Raw genomic sequence first — 25,115 nt, forward strand, 5'->3', positions numbered from 1 at the left:
ATCACCCCTTGGCGTGCTGCTTGGCCTTCTCCAGGCTCCGCCGGACGGACTCCGCCCACGCGGGGTCCGGCTCGCCCGGCGTCCATGTCGCCCCCTCGCGGATGGCCTGGGCGACGCGCGCCGCGCGATCCTCGTCGCCGCGCACGCCGGTGGGGAGCCGTCGCGCCGCCTCGTCGCCGGGGATCTCCTCCTGCGTCGTCTCCTGCCGCACGTTCTGGGCGTGCCAGAACGGCCAGACACCGTAGACGAACTGGAACTCGCTCTCGGGCGGCGCGAGCTCGAACCGCTCGTCGCGGAACACGACGGGCCACAGGCCCTGGATCACGGCCCCCACCGTGTGAACGAACGGAGGCACGGCGAAGCCGGACTCGATCACGGAGGCGTCGAACTCCTCCCGGCGCCCCGCCTTGCGGAAGACCTCGACCACCATGGTGCCGCTCCGGTGGACGCTGAGGACACGGCCGAACGCCCACCGATCGTCCCCGATCGGGATCCCGATCACGCTCCCTGCCGGCACCATGCTCGGGTAGTCAGGCACCTTGCCGTGCTTCGCGGTCGTCTTTGCTTTCGCCATGGATATCCTGTCGACATCGCGCGAGGCCCCTGCCCGCGCTACGTGCATCCTTGCCTCGCGCGCGACGGCCGTATCTCCTCGAGCCGCCGCATCCTCGCCTGGTACTCCGCCTCGAACGCCTGTCCCCGCAGGTCGCTGGCGTCCAGGGCGCGCTCGTGCCGGAAGCTGTTGTAGACGTTGCCGGGAAACTCGCCGACCTGATCGGCGGGGCGCGTCCCGTACCACTCCATGTACGCCTGCTCGTTGCCGCGCGCCTGCCGGAAGGTGAGGTTGTCCTGGATCCGACGCATCTCTCCTCCTTCCGTCGCGAGGCGCTGTCCCGGCGAGCTGTGCGCGCTCTGGCGCTCGTCGAAGTCGTTCGTGTAGCCGATGTAGAACGGCTCGTCCTCCCCCTCGCGAAAGAGGCCATAGACGAGGTAGCCCGGCTCATCCAGCCCGACGAGCCCGAGCGGGTCGACCCGGAGCGTCGGGCTGCCGTCGAACCCGAAGAGGTGCCCGCCGGCGCGGATCCCCAGCGGATCCGGGCTGCACCACCGCGCCACCTCCGCGTCCCAGGTCCGGAATCGCGTGCTGTGGAGCCCCGTCTCCTCGTCCGCGTACTGCCCCATCAGGCGAAACGGCGACGACACGGCCCGTCCGCTCCGGGATCTCCGCGCCGGATCGACGAACGCCTCCGCCACCTGCCCCCACGCCGCGTGCGCCGCCGACCACGCCACCTCCCCGCGCGCGTCGACGAGCTCCTTCGGCGCGCCGACATGGTCGTTGATGTAACTGAACACCTCGCCCTGCTCGGCCTGGAGCAGCGGAACGAAGGTGCCCGGCGCGTGGACGAAGCAGCGCGCCCCGTGGCGCGTGTCGACGTCGGCCGCGAGCACGTCCCGGTCCCAGAGGAACTCCACCGCGTGCTGCGCGTCCCCGCGCGCGTCGAAGACCTCCTTGCGCACGCGCCGCCCGAAGGCGTCGTAGGTGAAGGCCACCCGCTCCCCCGAGGGCAGCTTCACCTCGCGGAGCTGGTCCCGGCAATCCCACGTGTACTGCGTGCGCTCCACCTCCGGCCCGGCTCCGGCCGTCTTCAGGACGCGCCGCCGCCGCCCGTCGTAGGCGTAGCGCGCGCGATCGGTGCGCAGGAGGACATCGCCCTCGTCGATCTCCCACGCCGGGTCCTCCGCCTCGGCGGGGGCGTGGTCCAGCCCCTGGACGAGCCGCTGGACGTAGCCGGCCGCGTCGTACGAGAAGACCTCCCGGTCCGCGCCGCGCTGCGCTTCGAGGAGCTGGCCGATCGGATCGTAGCCATACGCGGTCGCTCCCCAGCGGCTCTCCGCGATCCCGTTGACCCGCCCCAGCGCGTCCCGCCGCCAGAGCCGCCGCACGGCCATCGCGGGCGCGCCGCCGCCGGGGGCGCGCACGTCCATCCGCTGCTCGATCATCCGGTCCATCGCGTCGTACGCGGTGCGGATCGAGAAGCGCCCCGCGGCGTCCCCGCGCGCCGCCTCCCGCCCGATCGCGTCGCGCTCCAGCACGAGCTGGAAGCCGTCGTGCTCCACGCCGGCGAGCTGGCCACGCCCGTCGTAGCGGTAGCGCGTCGTCGCGCCGTCCGGCATCGTGCGCGAGGTGCGGCGCCCGCGCGCGTCGTACGCGTACCGCAGGGTGCGGCCGTCCTGCGTCTCCGCGATCACCCGCCCCAGCGCGTCGCGCTCGAAGCGCGTGGCGACGCGCTGCCCGGCGTGCTCGAGCGCCGCGCCGAGCAGACGGCCGATCCGGTCGCGGTCGAAGCGGATGGCGCCGTCGGAGGAGGTCTCCTCGACGATGTTGCCCAGCGGATCGTGCGAGAACGCGCGGAAGCTCCCGTCCGGATAGTCGATGCGCGAAACACGGCCGCTCGGCGCATGGCGGTAGTCGAGGACGCGGCCATCGAAGGTGGTCTCGCGGACGACGCGACCCGCGCTGTCGTACGTGAACTCGTACGTCTCGCCCCGGGGATTCTCGACGGCGCGGAGCCGCTCGCGGGTCGTGTACTTGAAGCGCCACACGCGCCCGTCGGCCTGCTCGAGCGCGCGCAGCGAGCCTGTCCCGCCGTAGGTGAGCGTGGTTGTCTGCCCGAGCGCGTCGAGGACGCGGCTCGGGTTGCCGAGCGGATCGTACGCGGAGTGCGTGAGGGTCCCGTCCGGCCGCTGGATGAGCACCGGCTGCCGGAGCCGGTCGTACTGGACGGTGGTGCGCCGCCCCAGCGCATCGGTCCGCGCGACGGGCTCTCCGAGGGGGTCGTATTCGTACCGGGTCCGCTCGCCGCGCGCGTCGATCTTCTCGACGAGGTTGTGCGCGGCGTCGACCGTGAACGACGCGATTTGCCCTTCCTCCCCGTGGATCGCGCGCAGGTGGCCGCGCTCGTCGTACTCGAGGCGAACATGGTGCCGCGACGGGTAGATCACCCCGACGAGCGAGCCGCGCGCGTCGTGATCGTACCGGGTGGCGAGGCCGCCGGGGTCGACCCGCAGCACGGGATTCTCGCCGTCGTACGACCACTCGGTCACGTTCCCGGCGGGGTCGATCTCCCGGATCTTGCGCCCGCGCTCGTCGTGCTCGTACCGCGTGATCTCGCCCGCGCCGTTGCCCTCGGCGACGACGTACTGGTCGACATCGTACTCCACCGTCCTGAGCAAGAGCCCTTCCGGCGTCTCCTCCCGCACGACGATCCCGTCCTCGTTCCAGTACAGGACGCGCGGCTCCTCGTTGCCCGTCAGCCGCGTGATCCGCCGCTCGAGGTCGACCCGGAGCTCGACCGTGTGCAGCCCGCCGTCGCCCCATGTCTTCTTGCACCAGCCGGTCTCGGGATCGTAGGCGTAATGGAAGCTCACGCCGTTCTTCAGCGTGGTCTTCACCATGCGGTGATCCTCGTCGTAGCCGTACTTGTCGGCGTGGCCGAGCGCGTCGGTGGCGCTCGCGAGCTCGCCCATCTTCGTGTAGGCGTAATCGACCCACTGCTCGAGGTTGCCCCCGACCCAGACCTCGAGGCGCGCGATCCGGCCGCCGTGGGTCGCCTTGACCCGCACCTCGCGGCCGGCCGTGTCGATGATCCGATGCAGCCGCTCGCCGGCATACTCCAGGACGATCGCGTTGCCGTGAGGATCGGAGATCGACCGCAGCAGCGCCCTGCCGCCCGGCGCGGCCGGCGCGAAGCGGCGCGTGAGGCGGGTGTCGTGGCTGTGGACGGTGAACGCGCCGTCCGTGAGGGCGCCGATCGTGAGCCGATCCGCGCGGCGGAAGGCCCGCTGGCCCGGCTCGACGGGCGGCAGGAAGATGTCCCGGCCCTCCTGATCGCGGAGCGTGAGCCCGTCGTCCGTCCGCTCGACCCACTGCTCGAAGCTGTGCACCCACCCGCCGCGGCCGAGCGACGTGCGCTCCAGCGCGCGGGACGAGGCATAATGGCGCTCCCACACGAGCGGGATCGGCCCGGGCAGGGAGAGATCCACCAGGGCGTCGACAACGCGCCCCGAGGCGACGTCCACCGGGTGTCCGGCCGTCGTGCACTTGCTGCGCGGCGGCGACGAGGCGCTGGTCGCGCTGCGCGTCGCGCCCTTCCGCGCGGCGTCGCCCGCGTCGTCGGCCCCCCGGGTCGCCGCCCGGAGTCCCCGCTCGAGGAGCTCCTTGCCCTTCTTGAACGCCGGCTTCAGCAGCTTGCCCCCGAGCTTCATGAGGAGCGCGCCGCCGAGCTTGAACGCGCCCTCGAACGCGAGATCGATGAGCAGGTCGATCGCGAGCGTCACCGCGCCCATCGCGAAGTCGCCGAAGGTCGGCGTCGTCTGCACCGTGCCCGGGTTGAGCACGAGCGACGTCGGCCATTTGCCCGTGTCCCAGCAATCGGCGTTGAGCGACAGCGGCCCGCCGATGACACAGCACGTGGACTTCTCACCGCAGATCTCGACCGCGCCCCGCGGTAGCCAGCATTTGTGCGATCCGAGCAGGATGTGGAGCGGGGTCAGCGCGTCCAGCGGATCGGGGATGATCCCGAGATGGGGCCAGAGAAACATGGGCTCGTGCCCGTGCGTGACCGACGGCACTCCATTGAAGAGCACCGTGGGCTGCTGCTTGTCCCCGAGCGTGAACGGGTGAACGAGCGTCAGCTTCCAGAACTTCATCGGCAGCGGCGGGAAGATGTGAAACCCCTGGTGCATCTCGATGCCCACCAGGAGCCAGCCGTTGATGTCGTGGAAGTTGTGCGCCATGCGGCTCTCTGCCCGATTCTACCTGGCCGCCCCGCGTGAAAGAAGGTCAAGGATGCAGGCGGCGTCCAGGCGGCCGGAGTAAGGAGTGGACCCATGACCTCGACCTCACGCGCGTGGCAGTTCTGGATCGACCGCGGCGGCACGTTCACGGACGTCGTGGCCAGGCGGCCGGACGGCTCGCTCACCACCGCCAAGCTGCTGTCGGAGAACCCCGAGCAGTACGCGGACGCGGCGGTCGAGGGCATCCGCCGCCTGCTCGGCCTCTCGCCCGGCGAGGTCATCTCCCCCGCCCAGGTCGAGTGCGTGAAGATGGGGACCACGGTGGCCACCAACGCGCTGCTCGAGCGCAAGGGCGACCGGACGGTGCTGGTCACGACGCGCGGCTTCCGCGACGCGCTGCGCATCGGCTACCAGAACCGCCCGCGCCTGTTCGATCGCCACATCGTGCTGCACGACCTGCTCTACGAGCGCGTGATCGAGGCCCGCGAGCGCGTGGGCGCGCGCGGCGAGGTGGTCGAGCCGCTGGACGGCGCGGCGCTGCGCCGCGCGCTGGAGGAGGCGTTCCGGGACGGCATCCGCGCCTGCGCCGTCGTGTTCATGCACGGCTACAGGTACGCCGCGCACGAGCGGGAGGCGGCGGCCATCGCGCGCGCGGTCGGCTTCACCCAGGTCTCCGCCTCGCACGAGGTCAGCCCGCTGATGAAGCTCGTCTCGCGCGGCGACACCACCGTGGTCGACGCGTACCTCTCGCCGATCCTGCGCCGCTACGTCGAGCGGGTGGCCCGCCAGATGCCCGGCGTGCCGCTCTACTTCATGCAGTCGAGCGGCGGGCTGACGCGGGCCGACCGGTTCCAGGGCAAGGACGCGATCCTGAGCGGGCCGGCCGGCGGCATCGTCGGCATGGTGCGCACCGCGCTCGCGGGCGGGTTCGAGAGGGTGATCGGCTTCGACATGGGCGGCACCTCGACCGACGTGTCGCACTACGCCGGCGAGCTCGAGCGCGCCTTCGAGACGCAGGTGGCCGGCGTGCGCATGCGCGCGCCGATGATGAGCATCCACACCGTGGCTGCGGGGGGAGGCTCGCTCCTCGCCTTCGACGGCGCGCGGCTGCGCGTCGGGCCGGAGTCGGCCGGCGCGAACCCGGGACCTGCGTGCTACCGCCGCGGCGGGGAGCTGGCGATCACCGACGCCAACGTGATGCTCGGCAAGATCCAGCCGGAGCTCTTCCCGCGCGTGTTCGGCCCCGGCGCGGACGAGCCGCTCGACCGCGAGGTCGTCGCGCGGCGCTTCGAGGCCCTGGCCGACGAGGTGCGCCGCGGGACGGGGCGCCGCATCACGCCGGAAGAGCTCGCCGAGGGCTTCCTGCAGATCGCGGTCGCCAACATGGCCAACGCGGTGAAGAAGATCTCGGTCGCGCGCGGCTACGACGTCACCCGGTACACGCTGCAGTGCTTCGGCGGCGCCGGCGGCCAGCACGCCTGCGCGGTGGCCGACGCGCTCGGCATGCGCCGCGTCCTCGTGCACCCGCTCGCCGGCGTCCTGTCCGCCTACGGCATGGGCCTGTCGGACCAGAACGCGATGCGCGAGGCCGCCGTGGAGCGGCGCCTCGACGAGGCCGGCCTGGCCGCGGCGGCCGAGGCGCTCGACCGGATCGGCGCCGAGGCCGAGGCCGAGATCGTCGGGCAAGGCTTCGCGCCCGGGCGCGTGCGGACGCTCCGGCGCGTGCACGTGCGCTACGACGGCACCGACACCGCGCTGGTCGTGCCGCACGGCAGCGCGGAGGCGATCCGCGCGGCGTTCGAGGCGGCCTACCGGGCGCGGTTCGCGTTCCTGATGCCCGACAAGGCGCTGATCCTGGAGAGCGTCTCCGTGGAGGCGATCGGGCCGGGCGAGGCCGCCGAGGAGCGCCCCGCGGAGGCGCGCCCGCGTCGCCCCGAGGCCGACGCGCGGGCGCGGATGTTCTGCGACGGGGCCTTCCGCGACGCGGCGCTGCACCGGCGCGAGCGCCTCGAGCGCGGCGCGGTGATCGACGGGCCGGCGATCGTCGCCGAGGCCAACGCCACGACCGTGATCGAGCCGGGCTGGCAGGCCGAGATCACCGCGCTCGGCCACCTGGTGCTCACCCGGGTGGCGCCGCGCCCCGAGCGCCGCGCGGTGGGCACCGAGGTCGACCCGGTGATGCTGGAGGTGTTCAATAACCTGTTCATGAACATCGCCGAGCAGATGGGCCTGCGCCTGCAGAACACCGCCCACTCGGTGAACATCAAGGAGCGGCTCGACTTCTCCTGCGCGCTGTTCGACGCCGAGGGCAACCTGATCGCGAACGCGCCGCACATGCCGGTGCACCTGGGATCGATGGGCGAGTCGATCCGGACCGTGATCGCGCGCAACCCGGGGATGAAGCCGGGCGACGTCCACGTGCTCAACGACCCGTACCACGGCGGCACCCACCTCCCCGACGTGACGGTGGTCACGCCGGTGTGGGACGAGGCGGGCACCCGCGTGCTGTTCCACGTGGCCTCGCGCGGGCACCACGCCGACATCGGCGGCATCACCCCGGGCTCGATGCCGCCGTTCTCGCGGACCATCGCGGAGGAGGGCGTGATGCTCGACAACGTGAAGCTGGTCGAGGGCGGGCGGCTGCGCGAGGCGGAGATCCTGGCGCTGCTCGGCGGCGGCCCGTACCCGGCGCGGAACCCGCAGCAGAACCTGGCCGACCTGCGCGCGCAGATCGCGGCGAACGAGAAGGGCGCGCAGGAGCTGCGCGCGATGGTGGCCCAGTTCGGGCTCGCCACGGTGCAGGCGTACATGAAGCACGTGCAGGACAACGCCGAGGAGAGCGTGCGGCTCGCGATCGCCCGGCTCGATCCGGCGCTCGTGCGCGACGGCCGGTTCACGGTGCCGCTCGACAACGGGTCGAAGATCGAGGTGGCCGTCCGGATCGACCGCGAGGCGCGCTCGGCGGTCGTGGACTTCACCGGCACGTCCGCGCAGATGGACAACAACTTCAACGCGCCGCGGGCGGTGACCATGGCCGCGGTGCTCTACGTGTTCCGCACGCTGGTGGACGACGACATCCCGCTCAACGCCGGTTGCCTGAAGCCGATCGAGGTCATCGTCCCCGAGGGATCGATGCTCAACCCGCGCCCGCCGGCCGCGGTCGTGGCGGGCAACGTGGAGGTGTCCACCTGCGTGACCAACGCGCTGTACGGGGCGCTCGGCGTGCTGGCGAGCAGCCAGCCGACCATGAACAACTTCACGTTCGGCAACGACAGGCTCCAGTACTACGAGACGATCTCGGGCGGGTCGGGCGGAGGCATCGAGATCGGCGCGGGCGGCGCGCGCGGCTTTCCGGGCACGAGCGTTGTGCAGACGCACATGACGAACTCGCGCCTGACCGACCCGGAGGTGCTGGAGCACCGCTTCCCCGTCCGGCTGGAGCGCTACGAGATCCGCGCGGGCTCGGGCGGGCCCGGGCGCTTCCCGGGCGGGAACGGCGGCACGCGCGCGGTGCGCTTCCTGGAGCCGATGACGGCGTCGATCCTGTCGAACGGGCGCTCGACGGCCGCGTTCGGCCTGGCCGGCGGGGGCGCCGGGGCGCCGGGGCGCAACGTGGTGGAGCGCGCGGATGGATCGATCGAGGTGCTGTCGCACATCGGATCGGTCGAGATGGGAAGAGGTGATGTGTTCGTGATCGAGACGCCGGGGGGCGGCGGGTATGGAGCGCCTGTGCCTGACTGACCGGACTCCTGCCGGGCGGAGCTGTCAGGCGCCGAGGCGGACCTTGAACGAATCCATCTTGCGGATCGCCGGGTGCGGGCCGAACGTCGGCGGCGACTCGAGCTTCATGTCGGGGAACCTGCGGAGCAGCGAGCTCACGGCGACCTGCGCCTCCAGGCGCGCGAGGTTCGCGCCGATACAGTAATGGGCGCCGCCGCCGAACGCGACGCTCCCGACCGCGTCGCGCCGCGGATCGAACTGATCCGGGTTCGCGTAGGCGGCCCCGTCGCGCAGCGCCGCCGCGAAGAAGAGGACGACCATCTCCCCCTTCGGGATGCGCGTGCCGCCGATCTCGACGTCCTCGGTCGCGTAGCGGAACGTGCCGAGCTTGCCGAAGTTGTCGAAGCGGAGCACCTCGTCGACGACCCCCTTCATGAGCTCGGGGTCCCGCTGGACCTCGGCCAGCACCTCGGGGCGCTTCAGCAGGTTCAGCACCATGAACGCGATGAGGTGCACCGTGGTCTCGGAGCCCCCCACGAGCAGCGCCGAGACCAGCGACACGAGCTCCGGCTTGCTCAGGCGGTCGCCCTGCTCCTCGGCCTGGATGAGGGCCGTCAACATGTCGCCCTCGATCGGGTGCTTGCGCCGGTCCTCGATCACGTCGCCGAGCATCCCCATCCCCTCGCGGATGCCGGCGACCATGCGCTCGAGCTCCTCGGGCGACAGGAGCATCATGAAGAGCTGCTTCACCGCCGAGTCCGCGAAGCGGTGGAACGCCGCGTCGTGCTGCGGCGGGATATGCAACATCTCGCTGATCACGCGGACCGGGATGTGCTCGGAGAAGTCGTGGACCACGTCGATGACGCCCTTGCCCGCGATGGCGTCGAGCCGCTCGTCGACGATGGCCTGGACCCGGGGGCGCAGGCGCTCGACCGCGCGCGGCGTGAGCGCCGGGCTCACGAGCCTGCGCACCCGGGCGTGATCCCTGTCCGGCAGCGAGAAGAGCCCGTGCCGGTTCATCTCCTCGACCTCGGGGAAGGTGATCTTGGCGAACTCGGGCGCGTGCGTCCACGCCGCGCGATCGGCCGTGAAGCGGCTGTCGCGCAGGATGGCCTGGATCTCGTTGTGGCGGCTGGCGATCCAGCCGTGGCCCTCGGGCCAGTAGCGGATGGGCGCCTCGCGCAGCCGGGCGTAAATGGGGTACGGATCCTCCGTGTACCCGGGCGCGAACGGATTGAACTCCACCGTGGGACGTGAACTCTCCTGCATCATGTGAGCACCTCTCCTTGCCTTCGGTCCTGCGTTCGGTCGACCCGTCTCCTCCCCGCTTCAGCGCTCGATGAGCGACAGCGCGCCGCGCGGGCAATCGCGCACCGCCCTCTCCACCTTGTCGCGGAGCTCGGGCGTCACGTCCGTGACGAGCAGGTGCAGGCGGTCGTCGTCGTCGACGCGAAACGCCTCGGGCGCCGCACGCACGCAGAGGCCGTTGGCTTCACAGCGCTCTTCATCCACCACGATCTTCATGCGTCCCTCCCTCGTCTCTGCTCATGATTTCAGGATACGGAGCACCACGTCCAGCGGCGGCAGCGCGGCGTCGGGCTCCACGAGTCGATTGATGGCGAGCCCCTGGACGATGGCGACCAGGGCGCGCGTCAGCGCCGCGGAGGGGCCCTGCGCGACCTCGCCCGCGCGCTGACCTTCCTGGATCATCGCCTCGAGATCAGCGATGACCCGCAGGCGGAAGCGCCTCAGCAGGTCGCTCAGGGCCGGCGACGCGTCCTCGGCGACGACATGCACCGTCATCAAGAGGTGCTCCGGCTCCTCGCGCAGGCCGGCGATCATCTGCCCGCACACATAGACGAGCCGCTCCCACGGCGTCCCCTCGCGCGCCCGCGCCAGCGCCATGAGCAACTCCCACCCCTCCGCCGAGGCCTCGACGGTGGCCGCGAACAGCGACTCTTTCTCGGGGTAATAGTGATAGACGAGCCCGTGGCTGATCCCGGCCTGCGCGGCGATGTCTGCGATCTTCGCCGCCGCGAACCCCTTGCGGCCGAAGACGGCGCGCGCCGCCCGAAGCAGCGCTCGGCGCCGCTCGTCCTTGATCTGCTCGAACTGCTCGGCGCTGCGAGGACACATGAACGCTCCCCCCGAGGCGTTGATTGACTTGTCTATCAACCAGACCATGGGTCGTCAAGCGACGCCCGCTCCGCGTGCGCTGAAGGCCAGCGCCCACGCGCGATCGCTGGAGATCGAGGGCGCGACCGTGGAGATTCGATGGCCGAGCCCGCCAGCCGAGCAGGCCGCCGTCGCCAGGTACGAAACTTGCGGCCATCCGCGGTTCGGCGTAGGTCCTCCCGCGGAAGCATCCCAGGCATCCGGCCAGCGGGGCGGCGAGACGGCCATTGCGGTCTCCGCACGACGGCCCCAGAACCTCCCGCCGAACCCCCTCCAAAGGAGCCTCATGGTTGACTCGCTGCCCACGACGGACCGCGCACACGACGTGCTTCGTCAGGAGTTTCAGAGCCTCGACCCGATCTTCAAGCCCCGCAACGTCGCCGTCATCGGCGCGACGGAGAACAGCGGCGCCGTCGGCCGCACGCTCCTGTGGAACCTGATCAGCAATCCGTTCGGCGGAACCGTGTTTCCGGTGAACCCCAAGCGGTCCAGCGTGCTCGGCATCAAGGCCTACCCGAACATCGCGGCCGTGCCCGCGAAGGTGGACCTCGCGGTGATCGTCACGCCCGCGGCGGCGGTGCCGGGGCTCCTCGGCGAGTGCGTGGACGCCGGGGTGCGCGGCGCGATCATCATCTCGGCCGGCTTCAAGGAGATGGGCCCTCCGGGCATCGCGCTCGAGCAGCAGATCATGGCGCGCGCCCGCGGGAAGATGCGCATCATCGGGCCCAACTGCCTTGGCGTCATGAACCCGATCGGCGGGCTCAACGCCACGTTCGCGAAGGGGCAGGCGCGGCCGGGCAATGTGGCGTTCATCAGCCAGTCCGGCGCGCTCTGCACGGCGGTGCTCGACTGGAGCTTGCAGGAGCAGGTCGGCTTCAGCGGCTTCGTCAGCATCGGCTCGATGCTCGACGTCGGGTGGGGCGATCTCATCGACTACTTCGGCAACGACCCCAAGACGAGCAGCATCCTCATCTACATGGAGTCGATCGGCGACGCGCGATCGTTCCTGTCGGCCGCCCGCGAGGTGGCGCTGAACAAGCCGATCATCGTGATCAAGCCGGGCCGCAGCGAGGCGGCGGCGAAGGCGGCGGCCTCGCACACGGGCTCGCTGACCGGCTCGGACGAGGTGCTCGAGGCGGCGTTCCGGCGCGTGGGCGTGCTGCGCGTGAACGACATCGCGGACCTGTTCTCCATGGCCGAGACGCTGGCCAAGCAGCCGCGCCCGCGCGGCAACCGGCTGTGCATCGTCACGAACGCCGGCGGCCCGGGCGTGCTGGCCACCGACGCGCTCGTCGCGCACGGCGGCGAGCTCGCGCCGATCTCGCCGGAGATCCTGGGCGAGCTGAACAGCTTCCTCCCCGCCGCCTGGAGCCGCAACAACCCCGTGGACGTGCTCGGCGACGCCGGCGCCGACCGCTACGCCAGGGCCCTGGAGATCTGCGCGAAGGACCCGCACAACGACGGCGTGCTCGTCATCCTCACGCCGCAGGACATGACCGAATCCACCCAGACCGCCGAGGCGCTGCGCAAGCACGCGCACGTCGACGGCAAGCCGGTCCTGGCGAGCTGGATGGGCGGCGTGGAGGTGGAGGCCGGCAAATCGATCCTGAACCGCGCCGGGGTCCCGACGTTCGAGTACCCCGACATCGCCGCGCGCGCGTTCTGTTCCATGTTCCGCTACTCGGACAACCTGCGTTCCCTGTACGAGACGCCGAGCCTCGATGAGCGGGCGCGGAACGTCGATCGCGACAGGGCCAGCGCGCTGATCGCGGGCGTCCGCGCGGCCGGCCGGACGCTGATGGATGAGTTCGAGTCGAAGCAGCTCATGGCGGCTTATGGCATCCCGACGGTGCAGACGGGCGTGGCCCGGAGCGTGGATGAGGCGTCGGCCATGGCCAGGGAGATGGGGTATCCGGCCGTCCTCAAGCTGTACAGCGCGACGATCACGCACAAGACCGACGTGGGCGGCGTGAAGCTCGACCTGGCCGACGACGCCGCCGTCCGCCGGGCGTTCGCGGAGATCCAGGAGAGCGTGTCGCAGAAGGCCGGCGCAGAGCACTTCCAGGGCGTGACGGTCCAGCCGATGGTCGCGCTGAAGGACGCTTACGAGATCATCCTCGGCAGCTCGATCGACCCGCAGTTCGGCCCGGTGCTCCTGTTCGGTGCCGGCGGGCAGCTCGTGGAGGTCTTCAAGGACCGCGCGCTCGGCCTGCCGCCGCTCAACGCGACGCTCGCCTCCCGCATGATGGAGCAGACGAAGATCTACACCGCCCTCAAGGGCGTGCGCGGCCGCAAGCCCGTGGACCTGGAGGCGCTCGGGCACCTGCTCGTGCGGTTCTCGCAGATGGTGGTCGAGCAGCGGTGGATCCGCGAGATCGACATCAACCCGCTGGCCGTGAGCGCCGACAGCATGATCGCCCTCGACGCGCGCGTCGTCCTGCACCCGCCGGACACGGCGGAGTCGGCGCTCCCCCGGTCGGCGATCCGCGAGTATCCAACGCAGTACGTGACGGAGCTGAAGAGCCGGGACGGGCAGGCGTTCACGATCCGCCCGATCCGCCCGGAGGACGAGCCGCTGATGGTGAAGTTCCACCAGAAGCTCTCCGAGCGGACCGTACGGTTGAGGTATTTCTATCCGATGCAGCTCGACCGGCGCACCGCGCACGAGCGGCTGACGCGGGTCTGCTTCGCGGACTACGACCGCGAGATGGCGCTCGTCGTCGAGAAGCCGCCGGCGGGCGGCGCCGAGCGCGAGATCATCGGCGTCGGCCGACTGAGCAAGCTGCCGGGCACGAACGACTCGGAGTTCGCGCTGCTGATCAGCGACGAGCACCAGCGGCAGGGGCTCGGCTCGCGGCTCCTGGGCCTCCTCGTCCAGATCGCGCGCGACGAGGGGCTCTCGCGCATCAGCGCCGACATCATGGCCGAGAACGTGGAGATGCAGCGCGTGTCGAAGAAGCTCGGCTTCCGGCTGACCCGCGATCTGGAGGACTCGAGCTGCAGGGCGGAGCTCGCGCTGTAGGGCTCCGCGGCCGGGGCGCGCGCCACCTCGACCCCGGCGCGTCGATGTCGTTCGGGTTCTGCGCCAACAAGACTGGGGCGGCGTGGCAACCCCAGGTCGTCAGCGCCGACCCTCGGTGACACGCAGCGCCGCGCGGCGACCCTGCCAGGCCGCCGCCGCGCCGCGCGCCCGCGTCACTGGCCGAGGTACTCGGCCACCTCCGCCGGACGCCCCTTGGCGTGCGCGATCAGCGCCTCGAGGCCCTTGTCGAAGTCCTCGGGCGACGCGAGGTGCGTGTGCCCCTCGATCTCGCCCTCCGGCCCGACGACGTACGGCGCGATCAGGTCGTGCGCCGCCTTGAACCACGCCTCGGCGGCGGCCGGCTCGTACTCCTGCTCCACTGCCTGCTTCACGTAGCCTCGGTACTTCTCGAGGTACACCGGATCATCCAGCAGGTAGCGGATGAGCGGCCAGTGCTCGTTCACGTCCTCCATCGAGAGGGGCAGCGCCGGCATCGGGGTCGCTCCCGCCACGCTGCCATCGATGAACGCGAACGTGTGGTCCCACGGGATCCACGAGAATCGCCCGTTCTCGTTCGGGTCCGAGTACATATAGTAGTTGTGCGGCAGGCGGCCGTACACGTCCCAGTCCTCGACCACCGCGTTCAGCGCCAACCAGTGCAGGAAGCCGTCGACGTCGAGGCGCGCCTCGAGCCCCGCGCGCCAGGCGGCGGCGTCGGTCCGGTCGGCGTGCAGCGCGTCGAAGAGCGCGCGCGCGTCCGAGAAGTCGGCCTCTTCCTCGTGGTTCTCCTTCACGAGCGAGTCGGGATCCCAGGTCTCCCACCGCGCGCCGGTGCCGTCGGGCTTGTAGAGATTGCCCTTGTGGCCGCCGAAATGCTTGTCGAGGAACGACTCGTCCGACGGGACCTCGATCCCCGTGTACAGCCCGAAATAGATCGGCCCCTCCCCGTGATCGACGAAGACCCGATAGAACGCGGTCGCGGGCGCCGGGATCCCCGCCTTGGCGAAGATGTCGGTGCCGAGCTTCTCGCGCAGGAGCGACGGATCCAGGTAGCTGCTGGTGAACGCCACCCCGTCGAACCCGTAGAAGCGCTGGTTCTTGGACTCGGGGTAGGTGTCCTCGTACTTGTCGAAGTTGAGGCGCAACGGAAGCTTCCAGTTCCCCTGCATCCAGGGCATGAGCAGGCTGACGTTGCCCCTGAAGCGGATGCCGACGTGCTGCCACTTCCGGTCCTCGGTGGCGACGTCGCACTCGACGTAGAGCGGCGAGCGCGGGAAATGGTCGACGCTGCTGACGAGCCCGATATCGCCGCCGGGCCCGCCCGGACCGGCGGGCATGCAGGCCAGGCCGGCCTCCTGCTCGGTGCACGTCCCCTGGGTCTCGGTACCGAAGATGTCGATCGTGCAGGGGTCGGACGCCGCGAGCCCGGTGCAGGCGTCGATCCAGTCCTGCGGCGGCTCGAAATCGCCGGGATCCTGCGGCTTCGGCTGGCACGTCAGGCCGCCCGGGAGCTCCGAGCACGTCCCCTCGGCGGGGGATCCGAAGAGATCGATCGTGCAGTCGTCGCCGACAACGAGCCCGTTGCAGGCGTCGACCCACTCCTGCGGCGGCTCGAATCCGCCGGGCCCGCCGGCCTGCGCGCCGAACTCGCCGATCATCGACGTGATGTCGTCGACCATCTCCTGCCACCGCTCGGGCGCGATGGTGATGTCGATGCGGGGGACCCGATCCTGCGGGAACGCCAGCGCGTAATCGGGCTGTTCCTTTACAGTGCTGTCCTCACCGCCGGCCCCGCCCGTGCCGCCCGGGCCCATGCCGCCGCCGCCCGTGCCGCCCGGCCCGGTGGTGCCCGCGCCCGTGCCGTCGCCCGCGCCAGCGCCCGTCGTTCCGGAGGGCGAGCTGGGCGTGGAGTCGCCGCAGCCCGCGAGGGGCACCGCAGCCAACGCCGCGAACGGCAACAGGTAATGCAGGATTCGTACTTTCATGGATCGCTCCTAAGCTCGGCAGTCCGGGAGCGATCTTATGACGATCGTGCAACGGCTGGGTCACAAAATGCGCACGCTGTGGACGAACGCCGCGCCGCGCGCCGCGGTGTTCGAGGCGCGGTCGGCCCCTCGATCCCGAGGGGTTCGAGGGGCCGACACGCGGGCTCACGAGGCGCTCGCGCGCGCCTCCGCCATCCGCCTCCATTGCATGATTCCGCTCTGCCGCCAGCGCGGCAGAGGGCTCCGGGGCGCCCTCTCAGAGGCGCTCGGCGCACGCGCCGGACGACGCCACCGACACGCCCGCCGCGTTCGCGGAGCACGCGTTGCTGTACGTCTTGCCGTCGCAGCCGCAGACCGGGTCGTAGATGTGCAGGCACGCCTCGGGGATGACCTCGCAGGTGCCCATCTGATCGCCCGCGCCGCAGCTCGCTTTCGGGCTGTAGTCGCAGAAATACCCGCGCTCGCACGCGAGGCCGGCGATGCCGCCGCACGCCTCGTCCCGGGGAGTCTCGCACGCGCCGCGCGACGCCACCGACACGCCCGCCGCGTTCGCGGAGCACTCGTTGCCGTACGTCTTGCCGTCACAGCCGCAGACCGGGTCGTACTGCTTCGTGCACGCCACCGGGATGGGCGCGCAGATGCCCGTCTGATCGGCCGCGCCGCACATGGCCTCGATCTCGTAATCACAGAAGAAACCGGGCTTGCAGGCGAGGCCGGCGAAGCCGCCGCAGATGGCGCCGGGGAGCCTGCTGTCTCCCCTCACCTCCTGCTCCTCGGAGGCGACCGGCTCGGCGTCGCCGTCGGCCACCTCCACCTGACAGCCCGCGGCGAACGGGGCCATCGAGAGCGCGAGCCAGAGAACGGAAGCGATACGATGGTTCATGATGCGATTCTGAATGTTCATGATGGGTCTCCATGTCGCCTCGCCGCTCCCGGCGGGGCGATGACAATGCACGAGCACCTTCCTCCGCGGCGATGACCGACGCGGCGATCGCCGCGTCGAGGGCGCCTCGGCGACGAGGCATCGAGGCGTCCGTCGCTGTGTTGCGGAGGCGTAATCCCCTTGGCAGGAGTCGGGCCACGCGGTTTTCGCGGCGCGCGCGCCGCTCCGCGGCGCCCGGGCCGTCCGGATCGGGCAGACGCTTGCTCAACTGGGCGGGAGGTTGCGCAATCTGCGCGACAGCGCCCCGCAGGGGACTCCGGCTCGCCGATCGTGGTAGGGAGCGCGGATGCACCGCCGCCCTCGCCCCTTCGCCTCCGGCGCCGCCCTCGCCGCGCTCCTCACCGGCTGCAGCGCCACGCCCGACGCGGCCGCGCCGGGCAGCGGAGCGCACGCCGGCCACGCCGGAGAGCACGCCGGCCACCACGGAGAGCACGCCGGCCACCACGGAGAGCACGCCGGCCACGCCGGCCACGCCGGCCACGCCCGAGCGCACGCCGGCCACCACGGAGGGGACGCCCACGGCGCAGGGCCGCTCGTGCACCGCTTCGAGCGGGCCGAGGACTGGGTGCCCGAGTTCGAGGGCCCCGAGCGCGACGCCTGGCAGAAGCCCGCGGACGTCATCGCCGCGATGCGGATCGCGCCCGGCATGCGGGTCGCCGATCTCGGGGCCGGCACGGGCTACTTCCTGCCGCACCTGTCGCGCGCCGTCGGGCCGACCGGCGCGGTCGTCGGCCTGGACATCGAGCGGGACATGGTCCGCTACATGACCGAGCGCGCCGCCCGCGAGCGCCTCGCCAACGTCACCGCGCGCCAGGTCGGCCCCGCGGATCCCGGGCTCGATCCCGGCTCGGTCGACCGCATCCTCGTGGTCAACACCTGGCACCACATCCCCGATCGCCCCGCCTACGCGGCGAAGCTGCGCGCAGCGCTCCGCCCGGACGGGGCGGTGGTCGTCGTCGACTTCACCGACACCGCGCCCCACGGCCCCCCGAAGGAGCACCGCATCGCCCCCGAGGCGGTCGCCGCCGAGCTCCGCGCCGGGGGCCTCTCGCCCGAGGTCGTCGCGGAGGACCTGCCCGATCAGTACATCGTCGTGGGCAGACGCGCCGACGCGGGCCCGGCACGCTGACGCGCGCTGACGCGCGCGGATCGCGCCGTCGGGCGCCCTGCTGGCGAGGATTCGGTCGATGCCTATCGTGTCGATGGAGAGCCGTTCATGAGCCCAGCGCGCGCGGCGCGGGCGCCGGTGAAGCAACCTTATCTGTCCGAAGGAGACGCTTGTTGATGCTGGTCCATCGCTTGAGCGAGCTGTCCCGAGCCGATCTCTCCACGGCCGGCGGCAAGGGCGCGAACCTCGGTGAGCTGGTCCGGCTCGGGCTCCCGGTGCCGCCCGGGTTCGTGGTGAGCGCCGCGGCGTACGCGGAGCAAGCGCGCGCGTGGGGGCTCGGCGTGCGGCTCTCGGCGCACCTCGCCAGGAGCGGCTGGAAGGCCGCGGCCTCGGAGGTGGCGGAGCTCTTCGAGGGCGGCGAGCTGCTGCCCGACATCGAGGCCGCGGTCCGCGACGCCTACCGCGAGCTCGGCGCGCCGGCGGTCGCGGTGCGCTCCTCGGCGACGGCGGAGGATCTCGCCGACGCCTCGTTCGCGGGCCAGCACGAGACGTACCTCGACGTGACCGGAGAGGACGCGCTCCTCGTCGCGCTGCGGCGGTGCTGGGCGTCCCTCTGGAGCCCGAGGGCCCTCCGCTACCGCGCGGTGCGCGGCATGGATCACCTCGGGGTCCACATCGCGGTCGTCGTGCAGCGCATGGTGCCGGCCGATTTCGCCGGGGTCCTGTTCACGGTCGACCCGGTCGCCCAGCGCGCCGACCGCATGCTCCTGGAGGTCGCGCCGGGCCTCGGCGAGGCCATCGTCTCGGGCCACACGACCGGCGACGTGTACCGCCTGCGGCGCGCGCCGTTCGCCGGGCCCGCGGAGCTCCGCCCGGACGGGCCGGACGGCGCCCCGGACCCCGGCGCGAGCGAGCTCGCGATCGAGGACCGCGACCTCCGGGAGGCCGGCCGCCCCGCGCCGAGCGACGCCGTGGTGCTCGAGCTCGGCCGGCTCGGGCTCCGCCTGGAGTCCCACTTCGGCTGCCCGCAGGACGTGGAGTTCGCCGTCGCGGACGGCTCCATCCACCTCCTCCAGTCGCGCCCGATCACAACGCTCGGCGCGGCCGAGATCGAGCCCCTCCCTCCGCTCCCGGCGCTCACGCGCCTCCAGCGGAGGATGGCCGAGTCGAACGACAACGATCGGTTCCCCGTCGCCCCCAGGCCGCTCGATCAATGGGGCTTCCGGATGTCCATTCCCGCGATCCTCCGCGCGGTGCGCTTCCTCGGGCTCCACGTGGACGAGGCCGACGAGCGCGCGCTGGTCGACCAGGTGTGGCGTGAGCTCCTCGTCCTGCCGCCGGTGCGACCCACCCTCCGGCTGCTCGGGCTGCCGCAGAAGGTCGCGGCCAGCCTGCGCGACGACGGGCTGGCGTGGTGGGAGGCCGAGGCGTTCCCGCGGATCCAGGAGGTCTGCGCGCCGGCCGATCTCCGGGCGATGGACGACGCCGCGCTCCTCCGCCGCGCCGACCGGATCGTGGAGACCACGACAGACGTCCTGGGCGAGCGGTTCGAGCGGAGCGTCAGCCAGCTCGCCGCGGTCGCGCTGCGGGTCCCGGTCACCCTCGCCGTGGGGAGGAAGCGGGCCGATGCCGTCCTGGGCGACCTCGTCTCGGGCCTTCACACCCGGACGTCCGACGTCAACGTCGCGCTCTTCGAGCTCGCGCGGCGGGCGGCGAGCGCCGGGCCGGACGTGGCCCGCGCGATCCGCGAGGGGCGCCCCGAGGAGCTCCGCAGTTCGGAGGCCGGCCGGGCTTACCTCGCCGAGGCCGAGGCCTTCCTGGACGAGCACGGGTACCGGGAGAGCAAGGGCCTCTACCTCTCGGCGCCGACGTGGCGGCAGGATCCCGCGCCCATGTGGGGGCTCCTCCGCGGCCTGCTCGACGCCGCCGAGCCGCCGTCCGAGGAGGCCGGGGTGAGGCGCTATCGGGCGGCGCTCGAGGAGGTCACCCGGAAGCTTCGCTTCGTGCCGGGGCTGCCCGACGCGTTCCGCCGCACCCTCGAGCGGCTGCGCCGCGCGATCCTCTTCCGGGAGCGCTCGCACTTCGATCTGGTGCGCTCGTTCTCGGCGCTCCAGGCGATCGTGGCCGAGCTCGCGCGTCGCCTCCACGAGCGCGGGCGCCTGCCGGGCCCTGACGACATCTTCTACCTGACCGACGCCGAGGTCCGGGCCTGGATCCGCGGGGAGGCGCCGCCGCTCGACGACGTGAAGAAGCTCGTCCGACGCCGGCGCGCGACGTACGGGGTGGTCAACGGCAGGTGGCAGAAGCGGGCGTTCCGGGCGGCCGCGGGGGGCTCGGGCAGCGAGCTCCGCGGCAGCGGGGCGTCGTCCGGGGTGGTGCGCGGCAAGGCGCGCATCGTGCGCGACGAGCGCGAGTTCGAGCGGCTGAAGGCGGGGGAGATCCTGGTCTGCCCCTACACGAACCCCGCCTGGACGCCGCTCTTCACCCTCGCCGCGGGCGTCGTGACGGACACCGGCGGCGCGGCGTCGCACGCGGCCATCGTCGCGCGCGAGTACGGGATCCCCGCGGTGCTGGGGGCCGCCGGGGCGACCGAGCGGATCGCGGACGGCCAGGAGATCGCCGTGGACGGGGCGGAAGGCCGGGTGCTGCTCCTCGGCCAGGGCGCCGCGGGCTGAGGGCGCCGATCGGCTCGGCGAAGCGCGCGCCCGGCGGCGGCTACCGGTAGCCGGTGACGTCGGCGGGCTTGCCGGCGTCCTGGACCTCGACGAGGTACCGCCAGGCGTCGGGCCGGGAGCCGTCCACGTCGGTGAAGCCGTACACCTTCGCGAGCTGGCCGCTCGACAGCGACTGCCCGGACCAGCGGGCCACCTCCGGGTCGGCCGCGAGCGCCGCCACCGCGCGGCCCACGTACGCGGGGGTCTCGGAGATCGCGAAGTGCGGCTGCTTCGCGAGCGCGTCGCGCCAGCGCTCCTCGGTGACCCCGTAGTGCCCCAGCATGATCTCCGAGCGCAGCCACCCCGGCGTCAGCGCGACGGCGGTGCCGCCGTGGGCCCGCAGCTCCTCGGCCTGGGCGAACGCCATGCGGAGGACCGCGGTCTTGGCGAGGTCGTAGAAGAACGAGACGCGGTAGTGCCCGGCGTTGTACTCGGCCGTGCCGTCCGTGATCTCGACGACAAGGCCGCCCGGCCTCCTGATGAGCAGCGGCAGGGCGAAGTGGCTCGTGATGATGTGCGTGTCGATGGCCAGCCGCAGCAGCCGCATCCCGCTGTCCAGCGAGTGCTCCCACAGCGGCTTGTCCCACGCGAACAGGTGCTCGCCGCCCCAGATGTCGTTGACCAGCACGTCGAGCCGGCCCTGCTCCCCCTCGATGCGCGCCACGAGCGCCCGGACCTGCTCGCGCTCCAGGTGGTCCACCTGCACCGCGATCCCCCTGCCCCCGGCCCGGGTGACCCGCTCGGCGGTCTCCTCGATCGTCTCGGGCCGATCCATCTCCGAGCGCTGCGCGCGCGTGGTGCGGCCCGTGACGTACACGGTCGCTCCCGCCGCGCCCAGCGCGACCGCGATCCCCCTGCCCGCCCCGCGCGTCGCGCCCGCGACCAGCGCCACCTTGCCCTGAAGTGCTCCGCTCATGATCGATCCTCCTTGGCCAACGCGCGCGAGGGTCGCACGGGGATCCTGACATCTCCTGTCATGTATTCCGGGACACCGCTCCTGCGCTCGCGGCAGCGGGCGCGAGCGACGTCCCGGCGGGAGGCGTGTCAGCCGAGGAGCCCCTGCTCGGCCAGCCACAGCGTCGCGCCGGCGCGGCTGTAGAGGCCGAGCTTGTCGTAGGCGTGGGCGACGTGATGCTGCACGGTCTTCTCCGAGATGCGCAGGACGCACCCGATCTCGCGGTTCGTCTTGCCGGCGCCGACGAGCCGCAGGACCTCCAGCTCGCGCGCCGTGAGCGCCTTGCGCGCCCGCAGGAGCCGGCCGCGCCCGGCGCCGGCGTGCTCGCTGATCCGAGGATGGGCCGGGACAGGATCGGTGGACAGCAGATAGTCATACGCCGTCCCGTGTCCCTCCGTGACGCGATGCGCCCAGACCGGGTTGGCGCAATGGATCTCGAGCACCTCCTTCGTGTATCCGATCACGAAATACTCGAGGTACGGGTGCCAGGTCGGGAGGCCACGGACGCGAAACTCGACCCCCGATTCGCCCAGCGACGCCTCGGAGCGGCTGCTCGTCTCGGCGAAGTACCGGTGCCAGAGGTTCTGAACGGTCGCGACCAGCGACGTGATCTCCGGATCCTGGACGAAGCGCTTCAGCGGGCCGTCGACGAGCGCCCAGCGCGCCGACTCGGCCCCGAGCTCGAGGAGCGCGTCCTTGCCCTCCGGATAGAACCTCCGGACCAGCTCGTCATGGAACGCGAGGAAATCGGGCAGCGGGACCAGGCTGCTGGCGGTGATCGGCTGGCGAAACCATGGATTTGTCGTCGCCACGTCGCGAAAGAGGCCGCGCCACGCCTCCGAGCCGAACCTCCGACTCACCAATGCCTTCCGCGTCAGGATTGTGGTGCCGCTGACTTTCATGGAGGAGCGAGTCAACCCCCGCCACGGCGCGATGAGGTCGCGCAGAAGCAGAATTGCAAAGGATTGCTCGCCAGTATGGACGATCAGGGCGCCATCGGTCAACGCGCGCGCTCGCTCGCCGGCGGAAGCCGTGATGACGACGACACGGGTGCGTCAGGACCAGATATTTGCAACGGCGCCACATATCCGCAGCGTCGCGCGCCGGCGCCCGACAGGCAGGTTGGCAAAGAGCGTCGGATCCGAATCGATCTAGGGCAGCGTGTGCCGCTTCAGCGCGGGCCAGCCGACCCTGGCGTTGCCGGCCTCGTGGTTGCCGCCCTGCTTCGTGCACAGGGTGACCTCGACGCCGTCCTGGCACGCCGAATAGGTCGAGCAGCCGTCGCCGTTCTCGGCCGAGGGCGAGCCGGTGCATCCATTGATGTCGGCCCACGCCTCGAAGCCCTTCTTCGCGCCGAGGAACGTGATGGGCATGCCCGGCACGACCGAGGAGTATCCGCCCGCGTAGGGCACGATCGGGTCCGAGGTGCCGCGGAACGTGATCACGGAGATGGGCCGCGACGGGTTGCAGCCGCCGACGTTCTCCTCGAGGAGATCGAAGGCGGCGGGCGCCACCGCCGCGAACACGTCGGCCGCCTGGCAAGCGAGGTAGTGGGACATCCCACCCCCCATGGAGAAGCCAACGGCATAGATGCGCTTCGGGTCGATGCAGGCGGTCTCCTGGATCTGGGCCACGATCGCCTTGGCGACGGCGACGTCGTCGGTGTCGGCCACGCAGCACGGTCCCACGTTCCAGGCGGGGCCCGACGGGCCGTTCAGACCGCTGGGAAAGGCCATGATCACCCCTTCCGGGTCGGTCTGCGCCGGATACGGCGATCCCGATCGTTGCGACGGGCCAGAGCCGCCGAGGCCGTGGAAGTCCAGCACGAGCGGCACCGGCTTGCTGCCGTCGTACGCGGCGGGGACGTGCAAGACGTAGCTGCGGCTCCTGGAGCCCACCGTGACCGTCTGGTTCGTGTCGCCGGCCCGCAGCGCGGTCGACGGGCAGGTGATGGTACCGCCGCCGCCGGTGCCGCTGCCCCCGGTGCCCGCGCCCCCGGTGGGGTCTCCACCGGTGCCGCTCGTCGTGGTGCCGCTCGTCGTGGTCCCGTCACCGCCGGTGCCGCTCGTCGTGGTCCCGTCACCGCCGGTGCCGCTCGTCGTGGTCCCGTCACCGCCGGTGCCGCTCGTCGAGCTCCCCGGCGTGGAGCTGCCCGTGGTGCTGCCCGAGGTGACCCCCGCGCTGGTATCGGCCCCGGAGCCGCCGCTACCGCCGCCGGACGACCCGTCGCCGCCGCCGCTGCAGCCCATGAGGGCGATACCGAGCGCTCCTGACAGCAGGATCTGCGTTGGCAAACTCGTTCGTGCGTTCATCATGGGTCAGCGCTCCTCGCATCACCCCACCGGGGTGACCGCAACCAGTTCATACCCGACACCGGTGGCTCGAGGCATAGGCATACTGGCCTATGCGAGACGTCGCCCCAGCGCTGGTGGACTCGGCGATCCGGGCGATGGTCGAGCTCGGCGCCGGCGTCGAGGTGCGCGATCACCTCGACGCCGCGATGAGGGTGCTGCCTGACCTTCGCCCCGGAGGGTTACCTGCGGAGGTCCGCGGCGATCCTGACGGATCCCGGCCCCCGCGTGTCATCGCTCCTACGGCGCGGCGAGGGCCGCGATCTCTTCCGCCGAGAGAGCACGGTCGTAGATCCGGAAGTCGTCGATGGAACCCTTGAGCAAGGGATCGTCGAATCGCGACTTGCCGATGTAGTTGGTCGCCGTGGGCGCAATCTGGGACGGCTTCACATCGTGCGGAGGCGCTGGAGTGGCCGACCCGACGGAGATACCGTCGACCCATATCTGGTACGTGCCGCTCGAGATCGTGACGGCCACGTGCTTCCAGACATTGGCGGGGAGCGAGCTCGCGCCCAGCACGGTCGCCTCGTTGCCCGCGTACACCGAGAAGCGCAGGACGCCGGAGGCCTCGCGCGGGGTGAGATACATGAATCCGTTGCTGCCGCCGACATCGATGATGCGCGCCCACATGTCGACGCTGCTCAGGTTGACCCAGGTCGCGATGGTGAAATCGTCGAGGCCGTCGGTGAGCCCGGCGGGGAGATCGACGTGGGGGTCGGCGCCCTGCAGGCTGAGCGCGCCGCCAATTCGCCCCATCGACGTCCATCCCGCGCTCCCGACGAGCGTGGCGTCATTCCCGTTGCCGGACGCGTCGTGGGCCACGAGGTCGGCCCCTTCGTCGAACATGTAGTGCACGACGAGCGACGGATCGGGCCCGCCGCCGCCTCCACCTTCGCCGCCGCTGCCGCCTGCGCCACCGCTGCCGCCTGCGCCACCGCTGCCGCCTGCGCCGCCGCTGCCGCCGGCCCCCTCGCCGCCTGCGCCACCGCTGCCGCCCGTGCCGCCGCTGCCGCCCGTGCCGCCGCTGCCGCCGCTGCCGCCGGAGCCGCCGCTGCCGCCGGAGCCGCCGCTGCCGCCCGTGCCGCCGCTGCCGCCTGCGCCCCCGCTGCCGCCCGTGCCCCCTGCCCCCTCGCCGCCTGCGCCGCCGCTGCCGCCTGTGCCGTCGCCGCCCGCGCCGCCTGTGCCAGACGCGCTCCCCCCGGTGCCTCCGGGGCCGCTCGTGGTCGAACTACCAGTCGTCGTCGTCGTGGTCGTCGTCGTCGCGCTGCCGCCGCTGCCGCCGCCTCCCGCGTTGTCATCGCTGCTCGATCCGCAGCCGCTGCCGACTGTACCGAGCATCACGGCC

The 25,115-nt window shown here is 71.8% G+C and carries 15 protein-coding genes; 4 read left to right on the forward strand and 11 right to left on the reverse strand.

The genetic code is table 11. From position 1 onward, the window contains the following. Position 1: 1 nt before the first annotated feature. Both WME76_RS17800 and WME76_RS17805 read right to left on the reverse strand, forming a co-directional pair. On the reverse strand, positions 2-574 hold the full coding sequence (locus tag WME76_RS17800; RefSeq protein ID WP_437961280.1) for an Imm26 family immunity protein: 573 nt from the start codon (positions 572-574) through the stop codon (positions 2-4). Between the two features lie 38 nt (positions 575-612). Beyond that, positions 613-4,797 (reverse strand): DUF6531 domain-containing protein, encoded by a 4,185-nt coding sequence (locus WME76_RS17805; protein WP_437961281.1) that lies wholly within the window; start codon positions 4,795-4,797, stop codon positions 613-615. Between the two features lie 93 nt (positions 4,798-4,890). Between WME76_RS17805 and WME76_RS17810 the strand changes: the two genes are divergently transcribed. After that, a complete protein-coding gene (locus WME76_RS17810; protein WP_437961282.1) occupies positions 4,891-8,538 on the forward strand; it encodes a hydantoinase B/oxoprolinase family protein in 3,648 nt (1,215 codons plus the stop codon). Positions 8,539-8,562: 24 nt separating this feature from the next. Here the strand turns inward: WME76_RS17810 and WME76_RS17815 are convergent, their stop codons facing one another. Genes WME76_RS17815 through WME76_RS17825 form a run of 3 tightly spaced genes read right to left on the reverse strand, consistent with a single transcriptional unit; the run spans position 8,563 to position 10,653 of the window. After that, a complete protein-coding gene (locus tag WME76_RS17815) occupies positions 8,563-9,789 on the reverse strand; it encodes a cytochrome P450 (protein ID WP_437961283.1) in 1,227 nt (408 codons plus the stop codon). A 57-nt stretch (positions 9,790-9,846) separates the two neighbouring features. Beyond that, positions 9,847-10,041, reverse strand: coding sequence for a ferredoxin (locus tag WME76_RS17820; RefSeq protein ID WP_437961284.1), 195 nt, complete (start codon positions 10,039-10,041; stop codon positions 9,847-9,849). A gap of 21 nt (positions 10,042-10,062) precedes the next feature. Next, positions 10,063-10,653, reverse strand: a complete 591-nt coding sequence (locus WME76_RS17825; RefSeq protein WP_437961285.1) for a TetR/AcrR family transcriptional regulator — start codon at positions 10,651-10,653, stop codon at positions 10,063-10,065. 325 nt (positions 10,654-10,978) lie between these two features. On the opposite strand from WME76_RS17825, the gene WME76_RS17830 reads away from it, so the two are divergent. Next, positions 10,979-13,714, forward strand: a complete 2,736-nt coding sequence (locus WME76_RS17830; RefSeq protein ID WP_437962125.1) for a bifunctional acetate--CoA ligase family protein/GNAT family N-acetyltransferase — start codon at positions 10,979-10,981, stop codon at positions 13,712-13,714. 173 nt (positions 13,715-13,887) lie between these two features. Here the strand turns inward: WME76_RS17830 and WME76_RS17835 are convergent, their stop codons facing one another. Next, on the reverse strand, positions 13,888-15,699 hold the full coding sequence (locus WME76_RS17835) for a CotH kinase family protein (RefSeq protein ID WP_437961286.1): 1,812 nt from the start codon (positions 15,697-15,699) through the stop codon (positions 13,888-13,890). Between the two features lie 256 nt (positions 15,700-15,955). Beyond that, complete coding sequence (locus tag WME76_RS17840) at positions 15,956-16,582, reverse strand: Kazal-type serine protease inhibitor family protein (RefSeq protein WP_437961287.1); 627 nt, start codon at positions 16,580-16,582, stop codon at positions 15,956-15,958. A gap of 346 nt (positions 16,583-16,928) precedes the next feature. On the opposite strand from WME76_RS17840, the gene WME76_RS17845 reads away from it, so the two are divergent. Both WME76_RS17845 and WME76_RS17850 read left to right on the forward strand, forming a co-directional pair. Beyond that, the gene (locus tag WME76_RS17845; RefSeq protein WP_437961288.1) at positions 16,929-17,771 is read left to right on the forward strand and encodes a class I SAM-dependent methyltransferase; all 843 of its coding nucleotides are present in this window, start codon (positions 16,929-16,931) and stop codon (positions 17,769-17,771) included. Positions 17,772-17,926: 155 nt separating this feature from the next. Continuing rightward, positions 17,927-20,425: a PEP/pyruvate-binding domain-containing protein gene (locus WME76_RS17850; protein ID WP_437961289.1), complete on the forward strand. Its 2,499-nt coding sequence runs from the start codon at positions 17,927-17,929 to the stop codon at positions 20,423-20,425. A gap of 40 nt (positions 20,426-20,465) precedes the next feature. Here the strand turns inward: WME76_RS17850 and WME76_RS17855 are convergent, their stop codons facing one another. The 4 genes from WME76_RS17855 to WME76_RS17870 all read right to left on the reverse strand — a co-directional run bounded on the left by WME76_RS17855 (position 20,466) and on the right by WME76_RS17870 (position 25,108). Beyond that, positions 20,466-21,380, reverse strand: coding sequence for an SDR family oxidoreductase (locus WME76_RS17855; RefSeq protein WP_437961290.1), 915 nt, complete (start codon positions 21,378-21,380; stop codon positions 20,466-20,468). A 128-nt stretch (positions 21,381-21,508) separates the two neighbouring features. Next, entirely contained in the window at positions 21,509-22,279 is a 771-nt protein-coding gene (locus WME76_RS17860) for a response regulator transcription factor (RefSeq protein WP_437961291.1), read from the reverse strand. Positions 22,280-22,570: 291 nt separating this feature from the next. Continuing rightward, a complete protein-coding gene (locus WME76_RS17865; protein WP_437961292.1) occupies positions 22,571-23,734 on the reverse strand; it encodes an alpha/beta hydrolase family esterase in 1,164 nt (387 codons plus the stop codon). Between the two features lie 276 nt (positions 23,735-24,010). Then, a complete protein-coding gene (locus tag WME76_RS17870) occupies positions 24,011-25,108 on the reverse strand; it encodes a LamG domain-containing protein (protein ID WP_437961293.1) in 1,098 nt (365 codons plus the stop codon). Positions 25,109-25,115 lie beyond the last annotated feature (7 nt).

The organism is Sorangium sp. So ce119 (assembly GCF_051524405.1).
GTDB lineage: Bacteria > Myxococcota_A > Polyangia > Polyangiales > Polyangiaceae > Sorangium > Sorangium cellulosum_G.

Bases quoted from the DNA above. Each gene is read 5' to 3' on its own strand.
- WME76_RS17845 (WP_437961288.1), top strand. From the start codon at position 16,929: ATGCACCGCCGCCCTCGCCCCTTCGCCTCCGGCGCCGCCCTCGCCGCG.
- WME76_RS17870 (WP_437961293.1), bottom strand. From the start codon at position 25,108: ATGCTCGGTACAGTCGGCAGCGGCTGCGGATCGAGCAGCGATGACAAC.
- WME76_RS17820 (WP_437961284.1), bottom strand. From the start codon at position 10,041: ATGAAGATCGTGGTGGATGAAGAGCGCTGTGAAGCCAACGGCCTCTGC.
- WME76_RS17830 (WP_437962125.1), top strand. From the start codon at position 10,979: ATGGTTGACTCGCTGCCCACGACGGACCGCGCACACGACGTGCTTCGT.
- WME76_RS17800 (WP_437961280.1), bottom strand. From the start codon at position 574: ATGGCGAAAGCAAAGACGACCGCGAAGCACGGCAAGGTGCCTGACTAC.
- WME76_RS17815 (WP_437961283.1), bottom strand. From the start codon at position 9,789: ATGATGCAGGAGAGTTCACGTCCCACGGTGGAGTTCAATCCGTTCGCG.
- WME76_RS17835 (WP_437961286.1), bottom strand. From the start codon at position 15,699: ATGAAAGTACGAATCCTGCATTACCTGTTGCCGTTCGCGGCGTTGGCT.
- WME76_RS17825 (WP_437961285.1), bottom strand. From the start codon at position 10,653: ATGTGTCCTCGCAGCGCCGAGCAGTTCGAGCAGATCAAGGACGAGCGG.
- WME76_RS17850 (WP_437961289.1), top strand. From the start codon at position 17,927: ATGCTGGTCCATCGCTTGAGCGAGCTGTCCCGAGCCGATCTCTCCACG.
- WME76_RS17810 (WP_437961282.1), top strand. From the start codon at position 4,891: ATGACCTCGACCTCACGCGCGTGGCAGTTCTGGATCGACCGCGGCGGC.
- WME76_RS17855 (WP_437961290.1), bottom strand. From the start codon at position 21,380: ATGAGCGGAGCACTTCAGGGCAAGGTGGCGCTGGTCGCGGGCGCGACG.
- WME76_RS17840 (WP_437961287.1), bottom strand. From the start codon at position 16,582: ATGAACCATCGTATCGCTTCCGTTCTCTGGCTCGCGCTCTCGATGGCC.
- WME76_RS17805 (WP_437961281.1), bottom strand. From the start codon at position 4,797: ATGGCGCACAACTTCCACGACATCAACGGCTGGCTCCTGGTGGGCATC.
- WME76_RS17865 (WP_437961292.1), bottom strand. From the start codon at position 23,734: ATGATGAACGCACGAACGAGTTTGCCAACGCAGATCCTGCTGTCAGGA.